The organism is Lentzea sp. NPDC020367, from assembly GCF_044387305.1.
Classification (GTDB): Bacteria; Actinomycetota; Actinomycetes; order Mycobacteriales; family Pseudonocardiaceae; genus Lentzea.
The window spans coordinates 488,330-512,546 of the sequence record NZ_JBIRVV010000004.1 but is presented as its reverse complement, the minus strand read 5'-3'; the positions used below and the strand labels follow the sequence as shown (position 1 = coordinate 512,546).

The following is a 24,217-nucleotide window of genomic DNA, read 5'->3' as shown; positions in this document are numbered from 1 at the left end:
CTTACGGGCTAACGTGCCCGCATGACGACCTTCCGGCTGGCCGCCTACGCCGTGAGCATCGAGAACGACCGCGTGCTGCTCGTTCGTTGCACATCAGCGTTCGACGAGGGCCACTGGTCGCTGCCCGGTGGCGCGGTGGAGCACGGCGAGGACCCGTTCGACTCCGTGGTCCGGGAGGTCGCCGAGGAGACCGGGTGCGCCGGCGAGGTCGAACGGCTGCTCGGCGTGGACTCCCGGTTCATCCCCGCGGCCGAACGACACATGCCGGAAAAGGGGCCGCACCAGAACATCGGTGTCTTCTACGCGGTCCGGATCACCGGCGAACCGCGGCCGGAGCCGAACGGGGCGACCGTCGATCCTGTGTGGACACCGCTGGCCGACGTCGCCGGTCTGCGCAGGGCCGCGCTGGTCGACGTCGGACTCGCGCTCGCCCTGGGGATGCCGCCGACCGGGCATGTCGCTGCGGTCCCGGTCGGCGGCCTGGTCCTGCACTAGCGGACTCCGGCGATGACCCCCAGCCGGTGCCCGCCGGTGTAGACGTTCATCGACGTCCCGCGCAGGAAGCCGACCAGCGTCACGCCCATCTCCTCTGCCAGGTCGGCGGCGAGCGACGACGGCGCGGACACCGCCGTGAGCACGGGAATCCCGGCCATGACCGCCTTCTGCACCAGTTCGAACGACGCCCGGCCGCTCACCATCAGCACGGTGCTCGTCAGCGGCAGCCGTCCGCCGCGCGTGGCCCAGCCGACGACCTTGTCGACCGCGTTGTGCCGGCCGACGTCCTCGCGCAGGCACAGGAGGTTGCCCTGGGCGTCGAACAGACCGGCCGCGTGCAGGCCGCCGGTGCGGTCGAAGACCCGTTGCGCGGCACGGAGTTTGGTCGGGAACTCGGTGATCAGCTTCGGGTCGAGGCGGATCGGGTCGGCCGCGACCTGCCAGGTCGCCACGGTGCGCACGGCGTCCAGGCTCGCCTTGCCGCACAGGCCGCACGACGAGGTGGTGTAGAAGTTGCGTTCGATCGACGGGTCCGGCGGCGCGACGCCGTCCGCGAGCCCGACGTCGAGGACGTTGTAGGTGTTGCTCCCGTCCGCCGTGGCGCCCGCGCAGTAGCGGATCGACGCGATGTCGGACGGCGCGCGCACCACGCCCTCGCTGACCAGGAAGCCCGCGGCGAGGTCGAAGTCGTCACCCGGCGTGCGCATGGTCACGGCGAGGGACTTGCCCCGCACGCGGATCTCCAGTGGTTCCTCGACCGCCAGCGTGTCCGGTCGCACGGTGACCGCGTCGTCCACCAGCCGCACGACGCGCCGCCTGCTCGTCACTCGTCCCATGCCTTGCCTCCCAGCAGATCGCGACGCACTCGTCGAGCAGGCGCCGCAACACCTCGTCCCCGGACATCGCCCTGACCGCCCTGGCCACGACCCAGTTGCGCGGCCACCACCTCGGCGCGACGATCCCGGCCCTGCTCGTGCAGTGCGCGACCAGACGTTCGGCGGGCGCCTTCCGCGTCCCGATCACCTTGGTGGCGAACGGAAGGAGCTTTCGGCGTCCGTCGTCTGTGGACTGATCGTTGACACACCGCGCCACGCAGGCCAGCACCGGGTGCACGCAGGCGGGCCGGTCCGACCACACCTCGCCCGCGAGCACCGACGTCAGTTCCATCAGGCAGCAGCCGTCCGCGGGCGTCTGGTGCCAGCCTTTCGAGAGCCGCGGCAGGCGGCTCACAGACGTGGCCTTCCCGGCTGCGACAGGTGCCCGGTGAGCACCGCGCCCGCCAGCCCGAGCACGCCCGCCGCGATGAACGCGAACGTGGGTCCTTGTGACGCTAGGACGATCGCGGCGATCAACGCCCCCGCGGCCTTGGCGGTGTAGAGGACGCCGAAGTTCTGCGCGCCGTTCGTCTCGCCGAAGTACTCCCTGGTGACGCCGACCAGCAACGAGTAGCAGCAGCCGGTGCCGAGACCAGCGAGCGTGGCGCCGATGAGCAGTCCCGGCACGTTCTGGGAGTACAGCAACACGAACTGTGCCAGTCCGCCGGTCGCCAGCGTCCAGACCAGCGCCTTGCGCCGCCCGACCCGGTCGGAGATCCACCCGACCAGCACGCGCCCGGTGCCCGTCGCCGCGGCCAGCGTCGCCAGTGCGACCGCCCCGAGCACCTCGTCGCCGACGAACAGCGGCAGGTACGCCAGGTCGTAGAGGGAAACGGCCGCCGCGAACGCCACACCGCCGTACAGCCACCAGAACGTGCCGCACCGCATGGCCTCGTGCGTCCGGAACTCCTTGAGAGCAGACCGGTTCGGCACCCGCGCCCGGTCGAGCGCCCACTCGCGCGGCGGGATGTGCGGCGGCCACCAGTGCTCGGGCGGGTCCTTCAGCACCGCGCCCGCCACCGCCACGACCACGGCGATCGCGATCCCGGCCTGCGTCAGGAACCCGCCACCGAAGAAGATCCCGGCCGCCAGCACGAACGGCACCGACCCGTACGCGAACGCCCCGCTGACGAACGCGACCTTCCGCGTCACGCGCTCCGGATACCAGCGGACGACTGTGCCGAGGCACGTCGCGTAGACCAGCCCGGCGCCGATGCCGCCGATAACGGCGTACCCGACCAGTTGCCCCTGCCCGAGCGTCAGAAGCCCGGCGCCGCACAGGATCGCGCCGATCCACATCGCGCCGGTGGACGTCAGCCTCTTCCGCTCTCTGAGCCAGGCCACCGGAAACGCCGTGCCCGCCTGACAGACGGTCCACAACGCCAGTGCCCAGAACAACTCCGGCACACTCCACCGGTCCTGCAACTGGGGGATCAGCGCCCCGAACCCGTACTGCCCGATGCCGGCCGCGAGCATCGCCGCCCAAGCGGCCCACAGCACCGTGCGGCGCGAACGCCCCGACGCCTCGACGTCGGTCTCCCCCACCCGGTAGAGCCTGCCGACGTGATCCCGGACGTAAGTCGCGACCGACATGCCCTTCACCCCGTCCCGAGGATTGCATACAGTATTCGGTAGGCTATACCACGGGAGCCCTGATGAACATGCCCTGGACGCTCGCCCGCCAGACAGCACGCGAAGCCGCCAAACCATTGGACGCGGCCGAACGAGCCCTGCCCGACGCCCTGGGCCTCGCACTCGCCTCGGCCGTGCGCGCCCTCACCAGCCAGCCGACCTGCGACACCTCGGCGATGGACGGCTACGCGGTCGCGGGTCCTGGACCGTGGACCGTCGTGGGACGGGTGGCGGCGGGAGACCCGGTGCCCGCGGTGGTGCTGCGCTCCGGCGAGGCGTTCGGCGTGGCCACGGGCGCGCCGGTGCCGGACGGGTCGCATTCGGTGGTCCCGGTAGAGCGCTGCTCTGTCGACGGCACGCTGCTCCGGCACATCGCGGACGCGCAACATCGACAGGCACCACGTCACCGTGCCAGCGACCACCGCGAGCCCAAAGGTCTCCCGTCCGGCGGCCACGATCGCCGACGGCACGACGATCCGGCCGGCCACCACACCCACCGACCCGAAGATCCACCGGCGGATCCCCGCGACGAAGGCCTGCCGCTCGACGGCCACACCCACCAGCACGACGTCCCTCCGCCGGGCAAGCACATCCGCCGCCGAGGCGAGGACTGGTCAGCCGGCGACGAGCTGATCCCCGCCGGTTCCCTCATCTCCCCCGCCGTCCTGGGCCTCGCCGCCGCGGCCGGCCACGACACCCTCCTGGCCCACCGCCGACCGAGGATCGCGGTGATCGTCACCGGCGACGAACTCCTCCACACCGGCCCGCCCCGCCCAGGCCGGGTCCGCGACGCCATCGGCCCGATGCTCCCCGGCCTGCTCACCAGGGCGGACCTGATCGGCACCACCCACCTGCGCGACGACCCGTCCGCGCTCGCCAACGCACTCCGGTCCGACGACCCATCCGCCCTCGCCGACGCACTCCCGTTCAACCAGGCCGACGTCCTGGTCACCTGCGGCGCCACCTCGGTCGGCCCGGCCGACCACCTCCGCCGGGTCCTGCTCGACCTCGACGCCGAGATCCTGGTCAGCGGCGTCGCCTGCCGCCCCGGCCACCCGATGCTGCTCGCCGTCCTGCCCGACGGCCGCTGCGTCGTCGGCCTGCCCGGCAACCCGTTCGCCGCCCTCGCCGCAGTCCTGACCTTGCTCCACCCGCTGCTGGACGCCCTCGGCGGCCACACCACCCGCCCACCGGTCACGGCCCACCTGAGCGATGTGAACGCTCACCCCCGCGACACCCGCCTGATCCCGGTCACCAGGCACGGCAACGCGGCCATCCCGGTCGGCCACGACCGCCCCGGTTCGCTCTGGGGTGCGGCACTAGCGGATGCCCTCGCGGTCGTTCCGCCCGGTCACCAAGGCGGCGAGATGGAGCTACTTGCGTGAACGCCAGCTGACCTTCGACGAACCGGCCTCGGGCGCGTCCTTCACGACGGTCCGCACCGGCAGTCCGAGGAAGTCGCCGAACCGGGCGGTGTGCTCGGCGAGCCGGTCGACGTCGAAACCCGGCAGCGGCCGCAGTTCCACGTCCACCGAAGTCTTCTTCATGACCCGCCGCCACAGTCCCGCGATCTGGCCGTCCTCGATGATCGTCGCGTAGAACATGCCGTTGTACGTGGAGATCGGGATCTCGTCGTAGCGGGTGAAGAACGCGCTGCGGTCCTTGTACCCGATCACCAGCTCGTCGTACGCGGGCAGCACGAACGCGCCCGAGCCCGGCGTGAGGTCCGGCGGCAGCCAGTACTCCTTGCCGTCGAACGTCTCGCACACCAGCTCGTGCTTCACCGCTTCCAGTCCACGGGAGGCCTCGCGCACGCCGATGCCGCACCAGTTCGCGAAGTCCGCGAGCGTCGCCGGGCCGTGGCTGCCGAAGAACCGCGACGCCAGCACGGCCATCGCCTCGTCGCCTTCGAGTGAACGCTGCTGAGGCGCCCATTCGTCCAGCAGCACGAAGGTCTGCTCCTTGCCGCGCGGCGGTCCTGGCACCACCAGGCCCTCCTGGGCGAGGTGGATGAACGTGAAGTAGCTCTGCTGCCGGTCGTCCGGGATGCCGACGCCCGCCATCAGGTCGATCATCTCGCGCCGGGTGAGGCAGCCGCCGCCGGTGAGCGCCTCCACGAACGTCTTGCGCGCCAACGACATCAGCTCGGGCGTCATGTGGTGGTACTGCCACGCCTTGGGGGTGAGCCTGGCGAGGTCGCGGGCGCCGAACAGGCCCAGCATCCACCGGACGTCCTCGGCCAGGACGTAGTGGATCGTGCCGCGCATCAGCCACGTGCGGACGACGCGTCCGGCCTGCAGCGCCTCCTCGACGTCGGCGATGCGCCCGTCCGCCGTGCGCAGGCCGATCGCCCACAGCGACTGGCCGTAGTCCTGGCCCTGCATGGCTCCCAGTGAGCGGACGACGTCCTCCGCCGACTGGAGCCGCCCGATGTTGCCGAGGCGCAGCGCCGCGATGTCCATCAGGACAGTCTGGCGGGCCGCGCTCCAGTCCCGCTCAAGCGGGCCAGCAGCCCGTGTACCCCTCCGCGAGGAACCTCGATCCCGCCTCCGACCCCACCACCGAGCGCAGCTCACCGAGTTGCCTGCGCACGTCGAAGTCCGTCGCGCCGGGCAGGGAGTGCAGCATCGTGGTCATCCAGTACGAGAAGTGCTGCGCCTTCCACACCCGGTCCAGCGCACGCGGCCCGTACTCGTCCAGTGCGTCGTCATCGTTCTTGAGCAACGCGCGTTCGATGACCTCGGCGAGCACCCGGACGTCCTGCAGCGCCAGGTTCAGGCCCTTCGCGCCGGTCGGCGGCACGGTGTGGGCGGCGTCGCCGGCGAGCAGCAACTTGCCGTGGCGCATGGGTTCCGCGACGAACGAACGGAAACGCAGCACGGTCTTCTCGGTGATCGGCCCTTCGTTGAGCGTGAACCCGTCCGGCCCGGCGACCCGCGCTTGCAGCTCCTCCCAGATCTGGTCGGCGGACCACGCGGCGGGATCGGTCTCCGGGTCGCACTGGAAGTACATACGCTGGTGCGTCTCGGTGCGCTGGCTGATCAGCGCGAACCCGCGCGGCGAGTGCGCGTAGACCAACTCGGGAGCGCTGCGCGGTGCCTGGGTGATGATGCCGAACCAGGCGAACGGGTACTCGCGAAAGCTGTGCGTGCGCAGGGCTTCCGGTACTTGGGCGCGGCAGATCGAACGGGAGCCGTCCGCGCCGACGAGCAGGTCGCAGCGCACCTCCTGCCGCACACCATCGCTGTCGACGAACCGGATCGCGGGCTCGGTGATGTCGACCGACGTGTCGCTGACGCCGAACCGCACGTCGCCGCCGTCGCGTTCGCGGGCGTTCGCCAGGTCCACGAACACGTCGGTCTGCGGGTAGAGCCAGACCGACTCGCCGACCAGCGCGCGGAAGTCGACGCGATGGCTCTCGCCGCCGAACCGCAGGTCGATGCCCTCGTGCGGATGCCCGTCGCGCAGCACCCGGTCCGACACCCCGGTCTCGGCGAGCAACCGCGCGCTGTCGGCTTCCAGAATGCCGGCGCGGACGGTGTTCTCGATCTCCAGGCGTGTTCTGTTGTCGATAACAACGCTGTCGATCCCGTTGAGGGACAACAGATGCGACAGCATCAGCCCGGCAGGTCCCGCTCCGACGATGCCGACCTGGGTGCGCGTCATGACAGCTCCTTCAACGGAACATCGAGCAGTGCCTGGAGATCGCTGAACGAGATGCCGTGCAGATCGCGCACGACCACACCGTCGCCGGTGATCAGGAACGTCGCGAGATCGGTGTAGACGCGGCTCACGCACCGAAGTCCGGTCAGCGGATAGGTGCACTCGTCGAGCAGCTTCGGTTTTCCGTCGCGGGTCAGCAGGTTCATCATCACGAACACCTGCTTCGCACCCACGGCGAGGTCCATCGCGCCGCCGACCGCGGGGATCGCGTCCGGCGACCCGCTGTGCCAGTTCGCGAGATCGCCCCGCGCCGACACCTGGTACGCGCCGAGAACGCACACGTCGAGATGGCCGCCGCGCATCATCGCGAACGAGTCGGCGTGGTGGAAGTACGAGGCGCCCGGCAGTTCCGTGACCGGGATCTTGCCCGCGTTGATCAGGTCGAGGTCGACGTCGTCGCCCTGCGCCTGCGGTCCCATCCCGAGCATGCCGTTCTCGGTGTGCAGCACGACACCGCTGCCCGGCGCGAGGTGGTCCGCGACCTCGGTGGGCTGCCCGATGCCGAGGTTCACGAACGCCCCGGCCGGGATGTCCGCCGCCACCAGCTTGGCCAGAGTCCGCCGGTCGATCATGCCGCACGTCCGATGTGGACGATCCGGTTCACGTAGATGCCCGGCGTCACCACGTGTTCGGGGTCGATGTCACCGAACTCCTCGACCTGCACGACGGTCGTCGTCGCGGCGGCCGCCATGATCGGCCCGAAGTTCCGACCGGTCTTGCGGTAGACGAGGTTGCCGTGGTCGTCGGCCTTAAAAGCCTTCACCAGAGCCAGATCACCCTTGATCGGGTACTCCAGCACGTAGCCCTTGCCGTCGATCAAGCGGGTTTCCTTGCCCTCGGCCAGCATCGTGCCGTACCCGGTGGGCGTGAAGAACGCGCCGATGCCCGCGCCACCGGCCCTGATCCGTTCGGCGAGATTCCCCTGGGGCACCAGGTCGAGCTCGACCCGTCCGGCCCGATAGGCCTCGTCGAAGTGCCGCGAGTCGACCTGCCGCGGGTACGAACACACGATCTTCGCCACCCTCTTCTCCCTGATCAGCGCCGCGATCCCGTTCTCTCCAGAGCCGGCGTTGTTGCTCACCACGGTGAGCCCCTTCGCCCCGCACTCGAGCAACGCCTCGATCAACTGCACGGGCTCCCCCGCCGGCCCGAACCCGCCGATCAGCACGGTCGCCCCGTCCGGCGTGTCCGCGACGGCCTCCAGCGGGGTGCTGTGAACGTTCACATGCCCTCCTTCAGCACCGACCGCGCCACCGCGAACGCGTGGTTGGCCGCGGGGACCCCGCAGTAGATCGCGCTCTGCAGGATCACCTCGCCGATCTCGTCCTCGCTCAGCCCGTTGCGCACCGCCGCCGCGACGTGCAGCTTCAACTCGTCCCAATGCCCCTGCGCGATCAACGCCGTGAGCGTGATCGCGCTGCGCATCCGCCGGTCGAGCCCGGGCCGCGTCCAGATCTCACCCCACGCGTACTTGGTGATGAACTCCTGGAAGTCGCGCGTGAACTCGTCCGGCGTCGCCCTGTCGACGTGCGCGTCCCCGAGCACCTCGCGCCGAACCTTCATGCCGTCGTCGTAGGACACCGCATCTCCTCAAGCACCTCGACCAACGTCCGCGCCACCGCGGCCGGCTCCTCGGCGGGAGGCAAGTGCCCACACCCCACCAGCACGACGTCGGCGCCGTCCGGCGAGACCACGACGTCGTGCTCCCCCACCAACACCCGCAGGGGCCGAACAGCCGCACCGCCCTCGAACACCGCCAACGCCTCACACGCCAACGCGTACGACTCCTTGTCGACCTCCGCCAACGCCCGCAGCAACGCCCCGGCCACCTGCGGCGCCCGCGCGATGAACCCCGGCGCGAACCACCGCTGAGCCGACCCGTCCACCATCACCGGCGTCCCGGCCCGCCGGACCAGCGCGGCCCGCTCCCGCCACATCTCGGGCACCCCGATCCGCGGCGCCGCCCCGATGCACACGACGGCTTCGAACGGCCCCTCCGCCCGCGATGCCAGCTCGAACCCAACTGCCCCGCCGAACGACACCCCGGCATACGCCGTCGGCCGTCCACCGGCCAGCGCTCCTGTGCGCTCCACCAGTTCGTCAGCAATGTCCTGCCCGGTGAACGTTTCCTTCGCCGGGCCGCCGCTGCCGTGCCCGGGCAGGTCCCAGCCGATCACCTCGAACTCGCCGCTGAGCGCCGTCGCGCAGTCCCGCCACAGCAGGGCCACCGAGGTGCCCAGGGAAGGCCCGACCACCAGCAGCCGCCCGGAATCCTCGGACCCGGCAAGCCGCGTCAGACTCAGCTCAGCCGTCATTTTCTGTCAGACCCCTTTGAGATGATTGGGATGGGGACCTCGAGCTCCCCCGGAGGGGGTCGAATCGGAATCGATTCCGCGCACCCGGCATCGCCAGAAGACCGGGCCGCACGACCGTCATCGCGCCGCCCACCTCTTCAGCGCTTCGTCCACGAACACCTCGGCCGCCCCGAGATAAGAGCCCGGATCGCCGCCACCACCACGTTCCGCCAGCAACTCCCCAGCAGCCTCGGCAGCCCGCCGCGCCATCACGTCGGCACGGACCTCCAGCCCCTCCACCAACTCCGCGGCCTGCGAAGCCGCCACCACCGCCAGCTCCAGCAACGCCCGCAACGCAGGCCACTCCGCGTGCCAGGCCCCGTCCGGCCGCTCGTCCACCGCCCGCGCCGCGCACAGGTGCAGCTGCGCCCCCAGCCCGGGAGCCCGCAGGGCCGCGCTGTTCACCAGCACCGACAGCACCGGGTTCCGCTTGTGCGGCATGGTCGACGACCCACCCCGCCCCTCCACGAACCCCTCGCGCACCTCGCCGATCTCCGGCCGCCCCAACGTCAGCAGATCCGCCGCCATCACACCGAGCGCGTCGCAACACCGCACCACCGCGTCACCGAGCCGGGTGATCGGGGCGCGACTGGTGTGCCAGGGCATCCCCGGCCACACCAGTCCCAGATGCCCGGCGAAGGCCGACGCCGAAGCGACCGGATCCGCGACGCGAGACAACGTCCCCGCCGCACCTCCGCACTGCACCGGCAAACGCCGAGCCACGACGTCCAGCTCGTCCAGCGCGTCCAGCACCCCGACCAGCCACCGCGCGGCCTTGAGCCCGAACGTGATCGGCACGGCGTACTGCGTCAACGTCCGCCCGGCCATCACGCTCGACCGGTGCTCGTCAGCCAACCGGGCCAACGCGACGCCAACCCGTCCGAGATCAGCCGACACCCGCTCCAAAGCCCCGCGCGCCAGCAACATCAGCGCGGAGTCGAGCACGTCCTGACTCGTAAGTCCGGTGTGGACAGGCGTGGATACACGAGCACGCAAAGCGGCGACCAGCGGCAGCACCGGATTGCCGGCGGCCTCGACCTCGACCGGGTCCAGCGCGGGAACCCAGTCGCCCAACGAGAGCGGGTCCCCGAGCACGCGTGACCAGGCGACCTCGACCTGCAGCATCGCGCGCACCAGCGCGACATCGTCGACGAGGCCGGCGGCGCGATGAGAACCCGGCAGCACCATCAGGTCCTCGGGAACTTGAAGAACGCCGTCTCGGACGGCCCCTGCAGGTGAACGTCGAACCGCAACCGCCCGTCGTCCTCCCGCTCCGACACCAGCCCCTCCACGGCATCCTGAGCATCAGGCAGGTAGATGCGCGTGAACAACCGGTCGAGCAACCCGCGTGCGAACACCGTCACCGCGAAGAACGGCAGTCCGGGTTCGACGGTGCTGAACCAGTAGTGCCCGGCGCCGTCGGTGCAGGACCGGCCCCAGCCCGTGAACCCGGCGCCGCGCCGCCGCAGCGACCCGCCGGTCCGCGGCACGACACCGGCGGCGTCGGACTGGCGGATCTCGATCATCGCGTCCGGCACCGGATCGCCCGCGCCGTCGTAGACGTAGCCGTGCAGCACCACGGATCCGGCCGAGCCGAACGGCACCAGTTCGGAGTCGCCGGGAAACGCCAGCGCGTGGTGGAAGAACGGGCCGACGGTCTGGCCGGGCGTCGAGTCAGTCATCGGACGGCTCCAGGTAGGTCGCGTGGCTGCCGGTCAGGACGATGTCCCAGCGGTAGCCCAGCAACCACTCGTGCTCGGACTGCGCGTGGTCGTACGACGCGATGAGCCGGGCGAGGGCGGCGGGGTCGGTGATCGACTGCGCGATCGGGTCCAGCGCCAGCAACTGGTCGCCGGGGAAGTACATCTGCGTGATCAACCGCTGGGTGAAGTCCGTGCCGAACAAGGAGAAGTGGATGTGCGCGGGCCGCCAGGCGTTGTGGTGGTTGCGCCACGGATAGGGGCCCGGCTTGATCGAGGTGAACGAGTACCAGCCGTCATCGTCGGTCAGGCACCGGCCGACGCCGTGGAAGTTCGGGTCCAGCGGCGCCGGGTGCTGGTCACCCTGGTGCGAGTAGCGGCCGGCGGCGTTGGCCTGCCAGACCTCGACGAGCTGCCGGCGCACCGGACGGCCGTCGCCGTCGAGCACGCGGCCGTGCACCCGGATGCGTTCGCCGATCGGCTCGCCGCCGCGCTGCAGGGTCAGGTCGGCCTCGACGGCGTCGACGTCCGAGTGGCCGAAGACGGGCGCGAGCAGCTCGGCGCCCTCCGGGTCGACGTGCAGCGGCTCCTTGGTGGGGTGGCGCAACGTCGTGCTGCGGTACGGCGCGAAGTCCAGCAGCGGCGCACCCTTCGGTGAGTCGGCCTGGATCTTCGCGATCTCGTCGCTGATCTCGTGCTGGCTGGTCGTCACGCCTTCGAACGCTAGGCAAGCACGTCGCCGGAGTCGACCACGGCTTTCCACTGAACGGAAGCCGCGCACCAAACTTGACGCCTCTGAGACGACCGCTCATATTGGTGGTATGCCCAGGGCAAGTGTGCGAGAGCAGATCGTGGACGCCGCGTTCGAGCAGTTCCACAAGCACGGTTACAACGCGTGCGGCGTCAAGCTGATCACCGACAGCGCGGGCGTGCCCAAGGGCTCGTTCTACAACCACTTCGAGAGCAAGGAAGCGCTCGCCCTCGTCGTGATGGACCGCTACGGCCAGACGCGGCACTTGGAGAAGCTCCAAACCCCGAAGACCGCCCCGCTCACCCGGCTGCGCGACCACTTCGACGCGCTGGCGCAGGACATCGTGGACTTCGGCTACGAACGCGGCTGCGTCTTCGGCAACTTCAGCGTCGAGGCGGCCGACCACATCCCCGCGATCCGCGACGGGGTCAGGACCGCCTTCGACCTCTGGGGGAACGCGATCGCCGCCGTGATCCGCGAGGCGCAGGACACCGGCGACGTGACGACCACCCAGAGCCCAGAGACCCTGGCCAGGTTCCTGCTCAACTCCTGGGAAGGCGCCATCGTCGGCGAACGGGCAGCCAAGGACGGGTCGGCGTTCGCCGCGTTCTTCACGGTCGCCTTCGAGGTCGTCCTGCACTGAGACCCGGCTCAATACGACCGACCGTCTTACCTCTTGACGAACTCAAGACGACCGGTCATATTGAATTCATGAGCGACATCCACCCGAGGTTCCGCACCATCGACGGCCTGTCCATCCGCTACGCCGTGAGCGCTAACAGCAGGCCGGCCGCGCTGCTGCTCAGCCCGTGGCCCGAGAGCGTCTACGCCTACGACCCGACCTGGACGAGACTCGCGGAGCACGCCAGCCTGATCGCGGTCGACCTGCCCGGCTTCGGGCACTCCGACCTGCGCGAGGACCTGCTGTCCCCCAAGGCCATGGGCGACTTCCTCCTGCGCATCGCCGACGAGTTCGACCTCGAGCAGCCCCACGTCGTCGGCCCCGACATCGGCACCAGCGCGGCACTGTTCGCCGCGGCGAAGGCACCGGACAGGTTCCGCAGCATCGTGATCGGCAGCGGCGGCGCGCTGTCACCGACGGATCTGGGCACCCCGCTGCACGAGTGGGTGCACGACGAGGACCTCACGCCGTACCGGGCACTCGGCCCCAAGGACATCGTGAACGTTGCCATGGACGCCATCCAGGGCTACGAACTGCCGGACGTGGTGCGGCAGGACTACCTCGCCGGCTACCAGGGCGAGCGGTTCGTCGATCAGATGGCGTACGTGCGCGCGTACCCGGCGGAGCTGCAGGAACTGAGCAAGCTCCTGCCGGGCATCACGACGCCCGTCCAGCTGATCAACGGCAAGCACGACACCGTGGTGCCGGTCTCCAACGCGGAGTACCTGCACGAGCGGTTGCCGAACAGCAGGCTGGACGTCGTGGACGCCGCGCACTTCGTGTGGGAGGAGAACGCGGACGAGTACGCCCGGATCGTCACCACCTGGTGGCAGAAGAACAGCTAACCGGTCGTGCAGGCCGCGCCGTTCACGCTGAACGAGGCCGGCGGCGAACTGGGGCCGGTGACGGAGCCGTTGAAACCGAACGACACCGAGCCGTCCGTGACGATCAGCGCGTTGTAGTCGGCGTTGGTCACGCTCACATCCGCGCCGGACTGGGCGACCGTGCCGTTCCACAGCTGCGTCACGGTCTCCCCGCCGGCGAACCGCCAGCGCACCGTCCAGCCCTGAACCAACGCGCCGCTGACGTTGCGCACGGTCACCTCGCCCTGGAACGCGCCGGCCCACTGGCTGGTGATCCGGTAGACCACGACGCAGGGCGCCGCGGGCGGGGGCGCGGCGGCGGTCGAGGACGGCGGGGCGGTCGAGGAGGGACAGTCCTGCGCCCACAGACCGAGTTTCGCCTTCGAGGCCTTGGTCTCCGCCTCGACCAGCGGGCCGCCGTCCACGCCCGCGGTGCGCAGGATGCCGTACTGCACGGCCAGCAACGCGTAGTCGGCGCCGTCCGGCAACGTCAGCGAGACCTCGCCGGGGGTGATGCTGCTCACCCGGACTTCCTTGTCCAGCAACGTCTTCGTGGCGAAGTCGAGGGCGACCGCGGCGGCGCACGACGGAGGCTCGGCCAGGCGCGCGATGCGGGCGCGCGTACCGTCGGCCAGTTCGACGGTGCGGCCGTCCACAACAGCACGCACCTTTGTGGACGGCTCTTTCTCCGCTGAGGACGAAGAAACGCGTGGTGCGGGGAAAGGTCTGCCGTCCTGCGGGGCCGTGCACCCGGCCACGAGCAAGGTCAACAGCACCAACAAGTGCTTCCGTGCTGCCATTGGACAAACTTATCGCCGGAGGCAGCATGCGCAATCGACTGTTCGGAGTTGATCAACTCCGGCGTTCAGAGTCGTGGACGGTCAAGCCTCGCGGGACGACGCCAGGTGTGCGAGCGTGGAGAGGCCACAGTTGCGCGGATGGTTCCCTGCCGTTCATCGGCTCGTGGTGATCAACAGTAAAGATCAGGACGTTCCCTCGTTCCCTGCCGATGGAGGTCTGAAGTGCAAACCCTGCAACAGCACTGGACACGTCGCACCCTAGCCGCCCTCGCCGTCGTCGCCTCCGTTCTCGGTGTGACCACGGTCGTCGCCCCTGCCGCCGACGCCGCCGTCTACAGCTCCTGCACGCAGACCCGCTGTTCCGCGGCCTCCGCCGCGAACAGGACGTGGCAGCAGAAGGGCTACCCGAGCACGCGCGGCTGGGTCAGCAACTGGTCCGGCAGCCAGTGCAACTACGCCGGTGGCGTCCACCAGAACCGCGAGGGCCAGCTGCCCGCCGGCCACAGCTACCTGGAGTTCGACGTCTACCCGCGTGCCTGCGGCGCGGCGCGGGACGCGTACCGGATCATCGTCGACCGCACCGCCAACACGGTCTACTTCTCCCCGGACCACTACGCGAACTTCTACCGCCTCTGACGCTTCACCTGGCGCTGCGGTCGATCCACGACCGCAGCGCCCACCAGGTGTGCAGCGTCGTCAGCACGTGTGAACGTCCCGCATGCGGGTTCTCGCCGAGATCGACCAGGGTCAGCTCCACCAGCCGGTCGAGCCGGTACCGCACGGTGTTCGCGTGGATGTGCAACGCCGAGGCCGTCGCGCTGAGCCGGCCGCCGTTGTCCAGGTAGCACAACGCCGTCACCACCATCTCGTGGTGGAACGTGCTCTTCGGATCCAGCTGGCCGAGCAACGAGTCGGCGAGCGTGTCCGCCAGCGCCGGGACCGCCGCGAGAGCGGTCTCACCAGCGAGATCGGTCAGCAGCCGCACTCCCAGGGCGGCTCCTGCGGCCGCCAGCGCCCGGGTGCACAGGGAGTACGTGCCCCGCAACGACTTCAGCGCCGTCGCCGGTGACACCACGAGCAGATCGTCCGACCACGACGGCGGCACGTGCGTGAGCCCCGCGAGCCGCCCCTCGACCAGCCCGTACACGCCGCCGAACGTGTGCAGCCGCTGTTCCAGCGTCCGCGCGTGACTCGGGTCGGTCACCCCGGAGACCACGCAGTGATAGCGACCATCGGGCCGCAAGCCGGTTCGAGCGAGTTCGGAGGCGTCCGGGAACTCGCCGGTCACCAGCAGCCGCCGCAGCACCTGGGCGTTCAGATCCCTGGCCGTGCGGGACAGCTGCAGTTCGGCCGTGTGGTAGCCGCTGATGATGTGCCGCTCGACCGCGCCCACGTAGTGGTCCAGGTCGATCATGAAGTCCAGGATCGTGCCGTCGGCCACGCCCAGCGACCGCGCCAGCTCGACGCTCGCCCTGATCAACTCGGTGCGCCCCGCGTGCACGCCGCGCAGCAGCCCCGCCATCGACACGCCCTGAGCGGCGCGATCAGCTCCCAGCGACAACGCGGCGGAGAAGTCGCCGTCGTCGGGCGAGCCACCGCGTTCGAGGTGCGCGATCCCTTCGGACAGCAGGAAAGCGATGTGCCTGCGGTTCTCCTCTGCGGGCAGCCTGGCGACCTCCGGCGAGTTGCCGCGGGCGGCGTCGACGACCCGTTCGACCACCTTCTCGTCGGCGGCGACGGCTTCGAGCACCCGGCGGACCATCGCGGACATTCCCGGCACAGCGCCTCCAAACAACACGTTGTGTGACGGCCACAACACAGCCGTCGCCGTTTGGTGACGGGCCCCTATCCCCCGCTCTCCGGTTACTGGTTAGTTGCTTTACGCGAGAGTAATTCGCGTTGGCACCACCCTTCAACGAGGAAGGCCCTGGGATGTCAGACCGGAACATCAGCCGCCGCAACCTGCTCGCCGCCAGCGGAGCGATCGGCGCGATCGCCGCGAGCGGGACCCTGGGGCAGGCAGTCGCCGGGGCGGCGCCGAGAGTCGACGCGGACGTGATCGTCATCGGGCACGGTCTGGCCGGTCTCGTCGCGACCTCCGAACTGGCCGCGGCGGGCCGCAAAGTCCTGCTGCTGGACCAGGAACCCGAGGCCAGCCTGGGTGGACAGGCGTTCTGGTCGCTCGGCGGTCTCTTCTTCGTCAACTCGCAGGAGCAGCGGACCGCGGGCATCAAGGACTCGCTGGAGCTGGCCCGCGCCGACTGGTTCAACACCGCCGGGTTCGACCGCGGTGTGAGCGATCCCCTGGGTGAGGACCACTGGGCGGCGAAGTGGGCGGAGGCCTACCTGAACTTCGCCGCGGGCGAGAAGCGCGACTGGCTGTACGGCCTGGGCGTGCGCTGGGTGCCGATCGTCGGCTGGGCCGAACGCGGTGGCCAGCTCGCGGACGGGCCCGGCAACTCGGTGCCGCGCTTCCACATGACGCTGGGCACCGGCCCCGGCGTGATGGAGCCGTTCGAGAAGAAGGTGCGCGACGCCGTCCGCGACGGCAAGGTCACCTTCAAGTTCCGCCACCAGGTCGACGGGCTGATCGTCAGCAACGGCGCCGTCACCGGCGTGCGCGGCACCGTCCTCGAACCCAGCAGCGCCGCGCGCGGCACCCCCAGCTCCCGCACCAAGGTCGGCGACTTCGAGCTGTACGCGCCGATGGTGGTCGTCACCTCGGGCGGCATCGGCGCGAACCACGACCTGGTGCGCCGCAACTGGCCCGCCCGCCTCGGCCCGGCCCCGCGGCGACTCGTCACCGGCGTTCCCGCGCACGTCGATGGCCGGATGTTGGCGATCACAGAGCTGGCCGGCGGCCGGATCGTGAACCGCGACCGCATGTGGCACTACACCGAGGGCATGATCAACCACACGCCGATCTGGCCGGACCACGGCATCCGCGTGCTGGCCGCGCCGTCGTCGCTGTGGCTCGACGCGCGCGGCAAGCGCTTCCCCAACCCCGGCATCCCGTCACTGGACACGCTCGGCACGCTGGAGCTGATCGGCAAGTCCGGCTACGACTACTCGTGGTTCGTGCTCAACAAGAAGATCATCGACAAGGAGTTCGTGCTCTCCGGTTCCGAGCAGAACCCGGAGATCACCCGCAAGGACCTCGCCGCGTACATCGCGATGCGGATCTTCAACAGCACGCCGCCGCCGGTGAAGGCGTTCATGGACAAGGGCGTCGACTTCGTCATCAAGAACAACCTGCCCGACCTCGTCGCCGGGATGAACGCGCTGACCGGGCAGAACCTGATCAACCTGGACGACCTGCGCCGGCAGATCACCATCCGCGACCAGCAGGTCGACAACCCCTTCACCAAGGACGTCCAGGTGATGGGGATCCGCAACTCCCTGGCCTACAGCGGGGACAGCCTCGCCCGCACGGCCGCGTTGCACAAGCTCCTCGACGCAGGCTCCGGCCCGCTGATCGCGATCAGGATGAACATCCTGACCCGCAAGACGCTGGGCGGCCTGCAAACCGACCTGCAGGGCCGCGTGCTCGGCTCGAACGGCCAGCCGGTCCGCGGCCTGTACGCGGCGGGCGAGGTCGCCGGCTTCGGCGGTGGCGGCGTGCACGGCTACCGCGCGCTGGAGGGCACGTTCCTCGGCGGCTGCCTGTTCTCCGGACGCGCGGCAGGCCGCGCCGCAGCGGCGGAAAGCGCCTAGCGGCCCACGATCACGGGGTCTGCGGTCTCCCCTGTTGACCGCAGGCCCCGCACCACCTCGAGGACGCGTTCGAGCGAGCCGTCCGGAGTCTCGACGGCCGAGTCGAGCACCAGGTGTTCGTCCTCCCACGGCTCCCACAGGCCGCGCATTCGCTGAACGTGCTGCCACGGAACCGTTGCGTGCCAACCAGGAATCCCCCGGTCCCGGCCTTCGACGCGTTCCCGATGCACGACTTCGTCCGAACAGACGCACTCGACGCCGACGAACACGCCCCCGAGCCGTTCGGTGAGCTCACGCCACCGGCCACGCTCCTCGCGGGTGTGCCCGGTGGCGTCCACGATCACGTCGATCCCCAGCTGGACGTGCCGCGCCACCGAAGCGCGAAGCTGCAGATCGCCCACCTCGTAAGCGTTTTCGTCGGTGATCGCGCGCCCCAGCACCAACGCCCCCATCACCCAGTCCTGGGAGAAGATCGGCGTCCGCAGGCGACGAGCCAGCGACTCGGCGAGCGTGCTCTTGCCCGCCCCGGGAATCCCGGCGACCAGCACGACGACAGGACGCTCCGTCGTAGGTTCGAGGTTCAGGTAGAGGTCCGTCATGGCTCCACCTAAACATCGATGTGCGCCCCCATGATCACTGTTCGCTCTCGGGGCAATCCGAAGTGCTCGGCAGCGTCAGCCGTGATGTACGACGTCGCCACGAACAACCGCTTGCGCCACCCGGCCATGGTGCGCTTCGGCCCGCGCTGCAACTCGATCTTCGACAGGAAGTACCGCGCCTGCCCGAGATCCAGCGCCCCTTCGGTCTGCGCCGGATCCAGCAACGCCAGCGCCGCAGGCACGTCCGGCGTCTCCATGTACCCAAACCGAGCGCTCACATAGACAATGCCGTCGTCGGCATACCCAAGCTCATCAACCTGAACCCGCCGCTCCAACGGCACCCGCGGCACCGGCTCGGTCTCGATGGACACGATCACCACCCGCTCGTGCAACACGTGGTTGTGCTCAACGTTCGCCCGCATGGCCAGCGGCGCGGTCTCCTTGCCACGATTGAGAAACACCGCACACCCAGGCACCCGCGTCAGCTGCTGCGAGTGCAACTCCTCGACGAACGCCTGCAACGACCCTTCAGCCTCCCGCCGAGCCTTGGTGACGATCGCCCGCCCACGCTGCCACGTAGTCATGACGGTGAACGCGGTAAGCCCGATCAACAACGGCAACCACGCACCATGCAACAACTTCGTCATGTTGGCGGCAAGGAACAACAGGTCCACACCCAGCAACAGCACACAGCCGAGCCCGATAGCCCACGCCGGAGCACCAAACTTCAAGCGAGCGATGAACAAGAACAACGTGGTGGTGATCGTGATGGTCCCGGTGACAGCCATGCCGAACGCGAACGCCAACGCCGCCGACGTCTGAAACGCGAACACCAGCGTCAGTACCGAGATCATCAACATCCAGTTGATCCAAGGCACGTAGATCTGCCCGATGGTCGACTCAGACGTGTGCGCAATCCGCAACCGAGGCAGGTACCCGAGCTGCGCAGCCTGCGACGCCACCGAGTAGGCCCCAGTGATCACAGCCTGCGATGCAATCACGGTAGCCGCAGTGGCCAACACGACCATCGGCCACCGCGCCCACTCAGGCACCAACAGGAAGAACGGCCCGCTGACGTTGGCCGGGTCATCAAGAATCAACGCCCCTTGCCCCATATAACTGAGCACACAAGCCGGAAACACCAGGAACAACCACCCACGAGCGATGGCCGGCCGCCCAAAGTGCCCCATGTCCGCGTACAACGCCTCAGCACCAGTAACCGCCAACACCACAGCGGCAAGCGCGAAGAACGCGATGTCGAAGTGCCCGAACAAGAACCCAACCGCGTACGTGGGCAACAACGCCTTGAGAATCTCCGGATGACCGGCAATCCCCACGATCCCGGCCACCCCGATCACGGCGAACCACAGGATCATCACGGGCCCGAAGAACCGCCCGACCACCCCACTCCCCCGCCGCTGCACCAGGAACAGCCCAACGATGATCACGGCGGTGATCGGCACGACGAACCGCTCCAACTCGGGCTCGACGACCTTCAACCCCTCCACAGCAGACAGCACCGAAATAGCAGGCGTGATCATGCTGTCACCAAAGAACAAGGCAGCACCAAAAACCCCAAGCGCCGCCAACGTGGCCGCAGCCTTACGCCCCTGCTTGGCCTTCCACCGCCGCAACAGGGTGATGAGGGCCATGATCCCGCCCTCACCATCGTTGTGAACACGCATGGCCAACAACACGTAGGTGACAGTCACAACGATCATGACCGACCAGAAGATCAGCGACACAACCCCATAAACGTTGTCCACGCTGACGGGCACCGGATGCGGGTCAGAGGGGTTGAACACCGTCTGAATCGTATAAATCGGGCTGGTACCGATGTCGCCGAACACAACCCCGAGCGCCCCAACGATCACGGCCAGCCGAACGCCATCATGCGCGAGCTTCCGCCGAGACGGCGCGCCGGAAACCTGCTGATCAGCCACGAACAACCCCCTAGACCGCCTGGTGCCCGCAAGATAACCGCGCACCAGCAAAAACGCTCAGCACGACCGGGTGATCTTTACGCGATCCTGACGCACCACCCCCCACCCACCCGCGAAGCCGAAGGCGAGCCGTCCTTACCAAACGGGCTGGGCGGTGGGGTCCCGTCACGAGTCGCGCCACAGCTCTTGCTGCATCAGGTCAGGGGTGTCAACTCGACACGCTTTTCGTCGAGTTGACACCCCTGACCTGATGTGGCCCGCTCTCGGCTCGGCTCGTGACGGGACCCCACCGCCAACGCACACATCTACGAAACAGGCAGCCGCCCAAAGCAACAGGCGTGCCATCTACCCGCGTATGGCGCGGACCCCCCGATCAGATTGCCGGGGGTCTGGGGGCAGAGCCCCCAGGGGAAGCACCCAACGCAACCAGGCCGCCCGCACGGTGACCACCCGCAAGGTCGCCGCCCGCAAGGTGACCCACCCGCGAGGTCGCGACTTTGACATACCCATACCCCCCTAGGGTATAAAGAACGCCAGAGCCCACCGCTCCCCCGGCACAACCACCCGGCCGCGCGGTGGCCGGAAAGGGAGCGAGACATGCCCGGCTACGCCACCACGAAGGCCTCCCACCTGCGCCGCCTGAGAAGAATCGAAGGCCAGGTCCGCGGCCTGCAACGGATGATCGAGTCAGACGAGTACTGCATCGACGTACTGACTCAGATCTCCGCGGCCACCAAGGCGTTGCAGGCGGTCTCACTGGGGCTGCTCGACGAGCACCTCAAGCACTGCGTGAGCCAGGCCATCACCGAGGGCGGCACCACGGCAGACGCGAAGATCGCGGAAGCCAGTGACGCCATCGCCCGCCTGGTCCGCTCCTAACCCGCGAGGAGAAGGCCATGAGCAAGTCAGTCCACACCGCCACCGGCAAGGCCACCGCCACCGGCAAGGTCACGACCACCAGCACCACCCCGGTCTCCCTGGACGACGTGCGCACAGCAGTCGCCGAGGCCGGCCACGAACTGGCGGGCTGAAATGAAGACCGGATACAAGGTCGCCCTCTACGCCACCGCACTGGCCGTGATCTTCGGCGGAACCTGGGCAGCAGGCGCGGCAACCGGCCCACAAGAACCACCGCCTGCACACGCAGAAGAAGCAACGCACGGCGGACACGAGCCCACGCCCTCCACGCTCCCACCAGGACTGTCCGTTTCGGGCAACGGCTACACGCTACGACTGAACGAGGACAAGTCACTCGCCTTCCAAATCGAAGGCCCAGACGGCCGCCCAACCACAAAGTTCGCCGTAGAACACGAAAAGCGCCTGCACCTGATCGTCGTCCGCCGGGACGGCTCGAAGTTCCAGCACGTCCACCCGGAAATGGCCCCGGACGGCACGTGGTCGACACCTCTCACCCTCCCGGACGCCGGCAGCTACCGAGTGTTCGCCGACTTCAAACCGGAAGACGGCCCGAAAACGACACTGGGCGCGGACATCCAGGTAGCGGGCGACTACCGCCCGCAGAACCACATCAACAGCAGCACGTTCACCGTAGACGGCTACGAGGTGTCCCTCACCGGAGAACTCAACGCGGGCAAGGCGTCGACCGTCACCATCGAGATCACCAAGGACGGCCGGAAGGTCACCGACCTGCAGAACTACCTGGGCGCCAAGGGCCACCTGGTCGCGCTGCGAGCGTCCGACCTGGCGTACCTGCACGTGCATCCGGAACAAGGCGACCAGGTGAAGTTCGCGGTCGAGGTGCCCACAGCCGGAAAGTACCGGCTGTTCCTGGACTTCCAGCACGACGACGTGGTCCGCACGGCGGAGTTCACGCTCACCACCCAAGGGGAGGGCGGTCATGGCCACTGACACCATCGAACTCTCGATCGGCGGCATGACCTGCGCTTCCTGCGCGGCGCGGATCGAGCGCAAGCTCAACAAGCTGGACGGCGTCGAGGCCTCGGTCAACTACGCCACCGAGAAGGCCCGCGTCAGCTACGCAGGCGACCTCACGCCCGCCGACCTGGTGAAGGTCGTCGAGGACACCGGCTACACCGCCGAACTCCCCGCCGCTCAGCCCCAAGAGACCGAGGCAGACCCGACGAGGACGTTGCGGCAGCGGCTGATCACGTCAACCGTGCTGTCGGTGCCGGTCGTCGCGCTCGCGATGATCCCCGCACTTCAGTTCACGTACTGGCAGTGGCTGTCGCTCGCTCTCGCCGGACCGGTCGTCACGTACGCCGCGTGGCCGTTCCACAAGGCCGCTTGGACGAACCTCAAGCACGGCGCCGCCACGATGGACACTCTGATCTCCATCGGCGTCGGCTCGGCTTTCCTGTGGTCGCTGTACGCGCTGTTCCTGGGCACCGCGGGCACCCCCGGCATGACGCACGGGTTCACGTTCACCATCGAGCGGATGGCCGGGACCGGCAACATCTACCTCGAGGTCGCGGCGGGCGTCACGACGTTCATCCTGGCCGGACGGTACTTCGAGGCGCGGTCCAAGCGGCGCGCGGGCGCGGCGCTGACGGCGCTGCTCGAACTCGGCGCCAAGGACGTCGCGGTGCTGAAGGACGGCCGAGAAGTCCGCGTCCCGACCAGCGAACTGAAGGTCGGCGACAGGTTCGTCGTGCGGCCGGGCGAGAAGATCGCCACCGACGGCGTCGTCGAGGAAGGCAGCTCCGCGGTCGACGCGAGCATGCTCACCGGCGAGTCGGTGCCGGTCGAGGTGCGGCCCGGTGACGCGGTGGCCGGCGCGACGGTCAACGCGGGCGGACGGCTCGTCGTGCGCGCGACCCGGATCGGGTCGGACACGCAGCTCGCGCAGATGGCGCAGCTGGTCGAGGAGGCGCAGAACGGCAAGGCCGAGGTGCAACGCCTCGCGGACCGGATCTCCGCCGTGTTCGTGCCGATCGTGATCGCGCTCGCCGTGGGCACGCTGGGCTTCTGGCTCGGCACCGGCGGCGGCGCGGGGGCGGCGTTCACGGCCGCGGTGGCGGTGCTGATCATCGCCTGCCCGTGCGCGCTGGGCCTGGCCACGCCGACGGCGCTGCTCGTCGGCACCGGACGGGGAGCCCAGCTCGGCATCCTGATCAAGGGGCCGGAGGTGCTGGAGTCCACCCGCAGGGTCGACACGGTGGTGCTCGACAAGACCGGCACCGTGACGACGGGCCAGATGAGCCTGGTGAGCGTTCACACCGCCGAAGGCGAGGACGAGGACGAGGTCCTGAAGCTCGCCGGGGCACTGGAGAACGCGTCCGAGCACCCGATCGCCAGGGCCATCACCCAGGCAGCGGGGGACGTGCCACCCGTCGAGGACTTCCAGAACGTCGAAGGCCTTGGCGTGCAAGGGGTTGTGAACGCTCACGCGGTGCTCGTCGGCCGCGATCGCCTGCTCAGCGAGTGGAGCGTCAAGCTCGACGCCCGCCTGACCGAGGCCAAGGAAGCGGCCGAACGGCAGGGACGCACGGCGGTGCTGGTCGCGTGGGACGGCAAGGCCCGCGGCGTGCTGGTCGTCGCGGACACCGTGAAGCCCACGTCGAAGGAAGCCGTCGACGGCCTCCGCAGCCTCGGCCTGCGCCCGGTCCTGCTGACCGGCGACAACAGAGCGGCTGCGGAGGCCGTGGCGGCCGAGGTCGGCATCGACGAGGTCATCGCCGAGGTGCTGCCGGCCGACAAGGTCGACGTCATGAAGCGCCTGCAGGACGAGGGCCGCGTAGTGGCGATGATCGGCGACGGTGTGAACGACGCCGCCGCACTCGCCCAGGCCGATCTGGGCCTCGCGATGGGCACCGGAACGGACGTCGCGATCGAAGCCAGCGACCTCACGCTGGTGCGCGGCGACCTGCGGGCCGCCGTGGACGCGATCAGGCTGGCCAGGCGCACGCTCACAACGATCAAGGGCAACCTGTTCTGGGCGTTCGCGTACAACGTCGCCGCGCTGCCGCTGGCGGCGCTGGGCCTGCTCAACCCGATGATCGCGGGTGCGGCGATGGCGTTCTCGTCGGTGTTCGTGGTGAGCAACAGTCTTCGGTTGCGCGGCTTCCGCTGACAGGACCCACACGGGCGGTTCCGTAGCCTCGGCAC

Annotated in this window: 25 protein-coding genes; 10 read left to right on the top strand and 15 right to left on the bottom strand. The window is 69.2% G+C overall.

Annotation, left to right across the window (positions count from 1 at the left end; translation table 11 throughout):
* Window positions 1-21: 21 nt before the first annotated feature.
* Complete coding sequence (locus ACH413_RS20095) at window positions 22-495, top strand: NUDIX domain-containing protein (protein ID WP_360035999.1); 474 nt, start codon at window positions 22-24, stop codon at window positions 493-495.
* Here the strand turns inward: ACH413_RS20095 and fdhD are convergent.
* Both fdhD and ACH413_RS20085 read right to left on the bottom strand, forming a co-directional pair.
* Window positions 492-1,331 (bottom strand): formate dehydrogenase accessory sulfurtransferase FdhD, encoded by an 840-nt coding sequence (gene fdhD, locus ACH413_RS20090; protein WP_360036002.1) that lies wholly within the window; start codon window positions 1,329-1,331, stop codon window positions 492-494. The two genes, ACH413_RS20095 and fdhD, sit on opposite strands and share 4 nt — an antisense overlap.
* Window positions 1,332-1,721: 390 nt before the next feature.
* The gene (locus tag ACH413_RS20085; RefSeq protein WP_360036005.1) at window positions 1,722-2,963 is read right to left on the bottom strand and encodes an MFS transporter; all 1,242 of its coding nucleotides are present in this window, start codon (window positions 2,961-2,963) and stop codon (window positions 1,722-1,724) included.
* Window positions 2,964-3,025: 62 nt separating this feature from the next.
* Between ACH413_RS20085 and ACH413_RS20080 the strand changes: the two genes are divergently transcribed.
* The gene (locus ACH413_RS20080) at window positions 3,026-4,387 is read left to right on the top strand and encodes a molybdopterin molybdotransferase MoeA (protein ID WP_360036008.1); all 1,362 of its coding nucleotides are present in this window, start codon (window positions 3,026-3,028) and stop codon (window positions 4,385-4,387) included.
* On the opposite strand, the gene ACH413_RS20075 is transcribed toward ACH413_RS20080, so the two are convergent.
* The 9 genes from ACH413_RS20075 to pcaH form a co-directional block, all read right to left on the bottom strand.
* Entirely contained in the window at window positions 4,376-5,464 is a 1,089-nt protein-coding gene (locus ACH413_RS20075) for a winged helix DNA-binding domain-containing protein (protein WP_360036011.1), read from the bottom strand. The genes ACH413_RS20080 and ACH413_RS20075 overlap by 12 nt on opposite strands.
* A 34-nt stretch (window positions 5,465-5,498) precedes the next feature.
* The gene (locus ACH413_RS20070; RefSeq protein ID WP_360036014.1) at window positions 5,499-6,668 is read right to left on the bottom strand and encodes a 4-hydroxybenzoate 3-monooxygenase; all 1,170 of its coding nucleotides are present in this window, start codon (window positions 6,666-6,668) and stop codon (window positions 5,499-5,501) included.
* Entirely contained in the window at window positions 6,665-7,297 is a 633-nt protein-coding gene (locus ACH413_RS20065) for a 3-oxoacid CoA-transferase subunit B (protein ID WP_360036017.1), read from the bottom strand. The genes ACH413_RS20070 and ACH413_RS20065 overlap by 4 nt, the downstream gene beginning before the upstream one ends.
* Window positions 7,294-7,950: a 3-oxoacid CoA-transferase subunit A gene (locus ACH413_RS20060; protein WP_360036020.1), complete on the bottom strand. Its 657-nt coding sequence runs from the start codon at window positions 7,948-7,950 to the stop codon at window positions 7,294-7,296. The genes ACH413_RS20065 and ACH413_RS20060 overlap by 4 nt, the downstream gene beginning before the upstream one ends.
* Window positions 7,947-8,288, bottom strand: coding sequence for a carboxymuconolactone decarboxylase family protein (locus ACH413_RS20055; RefSeq protein WP_360036076.1), 342 nt, complete (start codon window positions 8,286-8,288; stop codon window positions 7,947-7,949). Before ACH413_RS20055 ends, ACH413_RS20060 begins: the two co-directional genes overlap by 4 nt.
* The gene (locus tag ACH413_RS20050; protein WP_360036023.1) at window positions 8,285-9,040 is read right to left on the bottom strand and encodes an alpha/beta fold hydrolase; all 756 of its coding nucleotides are present in this window, start codon (window positions 9,038-9,040) and stop codon (window positions 8,285-8,287) included. The genes ACH413_RS20055 and ACH413_RS20050 overlap by 4 nt, the downstream gene beginning before the upstream one ends.
* 117 nt (window positions 9,041-9,157) lie before the next feature.
* Window positions 9,158-10,264 (bottom strand): lyase family protein, encoded by a 1,107-nt coding sequence (locus tag ACH413_RS20045; RefSeq protein ID WP_396425032.1) that lies wholly within the window; start codon window positions 10,262-10,264, stop codon window positions 9,158-9,160.
* A 2-nt stretch (window positions 10,265-10,266) separates the two neighbouring features.
* A complete protein-coding gene (locus tag ACH413_RS20040) occupies window positions 10,267-10,761 on the bottom strand; it encodes a protocatechuate 3,4-dioxygenase subunit alpha (RefSeq protein ID WP_360036029.1) in 495 nt (164 codons plus the stop codon).
* Complete coding sequence (gene pcaH / locus ACH413_RS20035; RefSeq protein WP_396425030.1) at window positions 10,754-11,491, bottom strand: protocatechuate 3,4-dioxygenase subunit beta; 738 nt, start codon at window positions 11,489-11,491, stop codon at window positions 10,754-10,756. The genes ACH413_RS20040 and pcaH overlap by 8 nt, the downstream gene beginning before the upstream one ends.
* A gap of 109 nt (window positions 11,492-11,600) precedes the next feature.
* On the opposite strand from pcaH, the gene ACH413_RS20030 reads away from it, so the two are divergent.
* Window positions 11,601-12,173, top strand: a complete 573-nt coding sequence (locus ACH413_RS20030; RefSeq protein WP_360036032.1) for a TetR family transcriptional regulator C-terminal domain-containing protein — start codon at window positions 11,601-11,603, stop codon at window positions 12,171-12,173.
* 68 nt (window positions 12,174-12,241) lie between these two features.
* The gene (locus ACH413_RS20025; protein ID WP_360036035.1) at window positions 12,242-13,057 is read left to right on the top strand and encodes an alpha/beta hydrolase; all 816 of its coding nucleotides are present in this window, start codon (window positions 12,242-12,244) and stop codon (window positions 13,055-13,057) included.
* Here the strand turns inward: ACH413_RS20025 and ACH413_RS20020 are convergent.
* Window positions 13,054-13,743 carry a cellulose binding domain-containing protein gene (locus ACH413_RS20020; RefSeq protein ID WP_360036038.1) on the bottom strand — a complete coding sequence of 230 codons (690 nt, stop codon included), beginning with the start codon at window positions 13,741-13,743 and terminating at the stop codon, window positions 13,054-13,056. The genes ACH413_RS20025 and ACH413_RS20020 overlap by 4 nt on opposite strands.
* A gap of 354 nt (window positions 13,744-14,097) precedes the next feature.
* Between ACH413_RS20020 and ACH413_RS20015 the strand changes: the two genes are divergently transcribed.
* Window positions 14,098-14,511, top strand: coding sequence for a ribonuclease domain-containing protein (locus tag ACH413_RS20015; protein ID WP_360036041.1), 414 nt, complete (start codon window positions 14,098-14,100; stop codon window positions 14,509-14,511).
* Between the two features lie 4 nt (window positions 14,512-14,515).
* Here ACH413_RS20015 and ACH413_RS20010 read toward each other — a convergent pair whose 3' ends face one another.
* Entirely contained in the window at window positions 14,516-15,646 is a 1,131-nt protein-coding gene (locus ACH413_RS20010) for a helix-turn-helix domain-containing protein (protein ID WP_360036082.1), read from the bottom strand.
* A gap of 161 nt (window positions 15,647-15,807) precedes the next feature.
* Here ACH413_RS20010 and ACH413_RS20005 point away from each other — a divergent pair, with 161 nt between their 5' ends.
* Window positions 15,808-17,589, top strand: a complete 1,782-nt coding sequence (locus tag ACH413_RS20005; RefSeq protein ID WP_360036044.1) for an FAD-binding dehydrogenase — start codon at window positions 15,808-15,810, stop codon at window positions 17,587-17,589.
* Here ACH413_RS20005 and ACH413_RS20000 read toward each other — a convergent pair.
* A complete protein-coding gene (locus tag ACH413_RS20000; protein ID WP_360036047.1) occupies window positions 17,586-18,188 on the bottom strand; it encodes an ATP-binding protein in 603 nt (200 codons plus the stop codon). The genes ACH413_RS20005 and ACH413_RS20000 overlap by 4 nt on opposite strands.
* A gap of 8 nt (window positions 18,189-18,196) precedes the next feature.
* Window positions 18,197-20,131, bottom strand: a complete 1,935-nt coding sequence (locus ACH413_RS19995; protein WP_360036050.1) for a potassium transporter Kup — start codon at window positions 20,129-20,131, stop codon at window positions 18,197-18,199.
* Window positions 20,132-20,728: 597 nt separating this feature from the next.
* On the opposite strand from ACH413_RS19995, the gene ACH413_RS19990 reads away from it, so the two are divergent.
* From ACH413_RS19990 to ACH413_RS19975, 4 genes are read left to right on the top strand one after another with little or no spacing between them, the layout of a single operon-like run.
* Complete coding sequence (locus ACH413_RS19990) at window positions 20,729-21,010, top strand: metal-sensitive transcriptional regulator (protein ID WP_360033855.1); 282 nt, start codon at window positions 20,729-20,731, stop codon at window positions 21,008-21,010.
* 17 nt (window positions 21,011-21,027) lie between these two features.
* Complete coding sequence (locus ACH413_RS19985; RefSeq protein ID WP_360033858.1) at window positions 21,028-21,162, top strand: hypothetical protein; 135 nt, start codon at window positions 21,028-21,030, stop codon at window positions 21,160-21,162.
* 1 nt (window position 21,163) lies between these two features.
* Window positions 21,164-22,000 (top strand): hypothetical protein, encoded by an 837-nt coding sequence (locus ACH413_RS19980; RefSeq protein ID WP_360033861.1) that lies wholly within the window; start codon window positions 21,164-21,166, stop codon window positions 21,998-22,000.
* Window positions 21,990-24,182, top strand: coding sequence for a heavy metal translocating P-type ATPase (locus ACH413_RS19975; protein ID WP_360033863.1), 2,193 nt, complete (start codon window positions 21,990-21,992; stop codon window positions 24,180-24,182). Before ACH413_RS19980 ends, ACH413_RS19975 begins: the two co-directional genes overlap by 11 nt.
* The last annotated feature ends 35 nt before the right edge of the window (window positions 24,183-24,217 follow it).

Coding starts and splice junctions, on each gene's coding strand:
- ACH413_RS20030 (WP_360036032.1), top strand. CDS start 11,601: ATGCCCAGGGCAAGTGTGCGAGAGCAGATCGTGGACGCCGCGTTCGAG.
- ACH413_RS20070 (WP_360036014.1), bottom strand. CDS start 6,668: ATGACGCGCACCCAGGTCGGCATCGTCGGAGCGGGACCTGCCGGGCTG.
- ACH413_RS20040 (WP_360036029.1), bottom strand. CDS start 10,761: ATGACTGACTCGACGCCCGGCCAGACCGTCGGCCCGTTCTTCCACCAC.
- ACH413_RS19985 (WP_360033858.1), top strand. CDS start 21,028: ATGAGCAAGTCAGTCCACACCGCCACCGGCAAGGCCACCGCCACCGGC.
- fdhD (WP_360036002.1), bottom strand. CDS start 1,331: ATGGGACGAGTGACGAGCAGGCGGCGCGTCGTGCGGCTGGTGGACGAC.
- ACH413_RS20055 (WP_360036076.1), bottom strand. CDS start 8,288: ATGAAGGTTCGGCGCGAGGTGCTCGGGGACGCGCACGTCGACAGGGCG.
- ACH413_RS20085 (WP_360036005.1), bottom strand. CDS start 2,963: ATGTCGGTCGCGACTTACGTCCGGGATCACGTCGGCAGGCTCTACCGG.
- ACH413_RS19980 (WP_360033861.1), top strand. CDS start 21,164: ATGAAGACCGGATACAAGGTCGCCCTCTACGCCACCGCACTGGCCGTG.
- ACH413_RS20095 (WP_360035999.1), top strand. CDS start 22: ATGACGACCTTCCGGCTGGCCGCCTACGCCGTGAGCATCGAGAACGAC.
- ACH413_RS20050 (WP_360036023.1), bottom strand. CDS start 9,040: ATGACGGCTGAGCTGAGTCTGACGCGGCTTGCCGGGTCCGAGGATTCC.
- ACH413_RS20065 (WP_360036017.1), bottom strand. CDS start 7,297: ATGATCGACCGGCGGACTCTGGCCAAGCTGGTGGCGGCGGACATCCCG.
- ACH413_RS20010 (WP_360036082.1), bottom strand. CDS start 15,646: ATGTCCGCGATGGTCCGCCGGGTGCTCGAAGCCGTCGCCGCCGACGAG.
- ACH413_RS20005 (WP_360036044.1), top strand. CDS start 15,808: ATGTCAGACCGGAACATCAGCCGCCGCAACCTGCTCGCCGCCAGCGGA.
- ACH413_RS20000 (WP_360036047.1), bottom strand. CDS start 18,188: ATGACGGACCTCTACCTGAACCTCGAACCTACGACGGAGCGTCCTGTC.
- ACH413_RS20080 (WP_360036008.1), top strand. CDS start 3,026: ATGAACATGCCCTGGACGCTCGCCCGCCAGACAGCACGCGAAGCCGCC.
- ACH413_RS20075 (WP_360036011.1), bottom strand. CDS start 5,464: ATGGACATCGCGGCGCTGCGCCTCGGCAACATCGGGCGGCTCCAGTCG.
- ACH413_RS19975 (WP_360033863.1), top strand. CDS start 21,990: ATGGCCACTGACACCATCGAACTCTCGATCGGCGGCATGACCTGCGCT.
- ACH413_RS19990 (WP_360033855.1), top strand. CDS start 20,729: ATGCCCGGCTACGCCACCACGAAGGCCTCCCACCTGCGCCGCCTGAGA.
- ACH413_RS20025 (WP_360036035.1), top strand. CDS start 12,242: ATGAGCGACATCCACCCGAGGTTCCGCACCATCGACGGCCTGTCCATC.